This is a genomic window from Nocardiopsis sp. TNDT3 (assembly GCF_003427465.1).
Classification (GTDB): Bacteria; Actinomycetota; Actinomycetes; order Streptosporangiales; family Streptosporangiaceae; genus Nocardiopsis; species Nocardiopsis dassonvillei.
Genome location: NZ_QPFC01001303.1, coordinates 1 through 2,205, shown reverse-complemented (window position 1 = coordinate 2,205; position 2,205 = coordinate 1). Strand labels below are relative to the sequence as shown.

At 77.2% G+C, this 2,205-nt stretch carries 3 protein-coding genes; all 3 read right to left on the bottom strand.

What is annotated here, in order from left to right:
- Positions 1–435 precede the first annotated feature (435 nt).
- A complete protein-coding gene (locus DQW06_RS27130; protein ID WP_013151967.1) occupies positions 436–753 on the bottom strand; it encodes an AzlD domain-containing protein in 318 nt (105 codons plus the stop codon).
- A complete protein-coding gene (locus tag DQW06_RS27125; RefSeq protein ID WP_370011990.1) occupies positions 750–1,502 on the bottom strand; it encodes an AzlC family ABC transporter permease in 753 nt (250 codons plus the stop codon). The genes DQW06_RS27130 and DQW06_RS27125 overlap by 4 nt, the downstream gene beginning before the upstream one ends.
- A gap of 241 nt (positions 1,503–1,743) precedes the next feature.
- On the bottom strand, positions 1,744–2,205 hold a 462-nt coding region (locus tag DQW06_RS27120), incomplete at its 5' end, for a helix-turn-helix transcriptional regulator (protein ID WP_157983631.1).

Here is a 2,205-nt window from a genome sequence, read left to right as displayed (position 1 = left end):
GCCGTCCCGGGCCGCCGCTGTCCGGCGCCCGAGTGGGGTCTTCGGCTTCCTTCCCAGGGGGAGGGGAACTTGCACTCCCCGCCCGCCGTGTACGGGGACGGCCGTGGTGGGGCGATCGGTCGGAACCCGGGCCGGGCCGGCACGGGCGAACGGGAAGGCCCCGTCACCGGCTGGCAGGCCCTCCGACGTCCCACCACCTCCTCACCTTGAGGAAACCGCAGCGCGGCGGCCTTCGGTAGGGGATGTGGATAACTTCCCCGGGCCGCTCGGCCGAGGCCCAGCGCCCACGTGAGCCGGGTCCGTCCCTCGTCGGAGGCCCGCCCCGATGCTCAGCCAGGGGCGTCCGGGGAGCGGTTCCCCTGCCGGAGGCGCGCGCCCGGTATTCGGCCAAGGGTGTTCGGGGAGCGGCCTCATCATCGGAGGCCGCCCCGCTGCTCAGCCGACGCCGAGGGCGCGCAGGCCCGCCGTGGTGGCAGCGGCGGCGACGATCACGACGAGGAAGGGCGCGCGCAGGACCAGGGCCAGGACTGCGGCGCCCAGGCCGCCCATCCGCGCGGTGTCCCAGGCCAGCGCCTGGCCCTCGCCGCGCAGGGCCTCCACCGCGATCAGCGCGGCGAGCAGGGCGAGCGGCACCGCGGTGGCGAACCGCCGCAGCCACGGGTTGTCGAGGAGCCGCCGCGGAGCGGCCAGGCCCGCGTACTTGAGCAGGTAGCAGCCCGCGGCGGTGGCGACGAGCACGGTCCACAGGGTCATGGCCGGACCTCCCCGCGCTCCGCCTCGGACCGCCGGTCGCCTTCCTCGCTGGGCAGGGCCGGGCCGCCCTCCCCGGCGGCGGGACCGATCAGCGCCACGAGCGCGGCCGAGGCGGCCAGCAGCACAGGGACGCCCGAGGGCAGGAACGGGGTGGACGCCAGGGCCAGACCCGCGCCCAGGCCCGCGATCAGCCACGTGCGGGCGCCGCCCTCCCGCAACCGGGGCCACAGCAGCCCCAGGAAGACCGCCGGACCCACCGCGTCGAGCCCGAACGCGCTGATGTCACCCACGCGCTCGGTGGCCAGTGCCCCGGCCAGGGTCGCCACCACCCAGGAACCGCCCAGCACGGCGTAGGTCGTCACGAACGCCGTACGCGCCGACGCGCGGTCCGGCTGGGCCAGCGTCACGGCCGTGGTCTCGTCGATCACCCCGTGCGCGGCCAGCGCCCGTCGCGCGCCCCGCCAGCCCAGCACGTCCGCCAGGCGCAGCCCGTACAGGGTGTTGCGGGCGCCCAGGAGCAGCGCGCCCGCCGCCCCGGCGACCAGGCTGCCGCCACCGGCGATCACCCCCACCAGGGCGAACTGGGAGGCTCCGGTGAACATGAACAGGCTCATGAAGACGGACTGCGCCGGGGACAGACCGGCTGCCACGGCGGCGGTGCCGAACGCCAGGCCGGCGGCGCCCACGGCGACGCCGATCCCCACGCTGTCGCGCACCGCGGGTGTACGGAGGACGGAGAAGGATTTCACCCGCCCCACGCTAGGAAGGCCGACCGCGCGGTGTCTTGAACGTTCTTGCCGGGCCGCCGCCCACCGCTGACCGCCCGCCGGTCGCCGCGGCCCGCTCCCGTCGGTGGCCGGAAGGCGCCGGCCCGGCCGTCAGGACAGGAGAAGGGTGGCGGGGATACCGGCACCGGCCCCGTGCGAAGGGACCGTCCGGAGACGGCCCTCCCCGACTCCGCGGACGTCCCGCCACCGCCCCGCCAGCGGCTCAGGTGGAGAGCAGGGCGCGCTGGTAGGCCACCGGAGGAACCCCCAGGTGGCGCTTGAAGTGGCGGGTCAGGTGCGGCTGGTCGGCGAACCCCACCTCCACCGCGACCTCGCCCGCCCGCCGCCCGGAGGCCAGCAGCGCACGGGCCCGGTCCACCCGCAGCTGGTTGAGGTAGGCGTGCGGCGGCAGGCCGTGGACGGCGCGGAAGGCCCGCGACAGCGCGAACGGGCCGATGCCCAGTCCGGCCGCCAGCTCCTCCAGCGTCGGCGGGTCCACCAGGCGCCCGGCCAGGATCCGCCGGGCCCGCTCCACCTCGGGGCGGGCCGCGTGCCCGGCCGGTCCGGCCGCCCGTTCGCGGCCGTGGGAGCGCAGCAGCATGCCCAGGCCCTGCCGGGCCAGGGAGGAGGCGGTCAGGCGGTCGCCGTTCTCGGCGGCCACGTGCGCGGTGGCCAGCACCCGGGC

Bases quoted from the DNA above. Each gene is read 5' to 3' on its own strand.
- DQW06_RS27130 (WP_013151967.1), bottom strand. From the start codon at position 753: ATGACCCTGTGGACCGTGCTCGTCGCCACCGCCGCGGGCTGCTACCTG.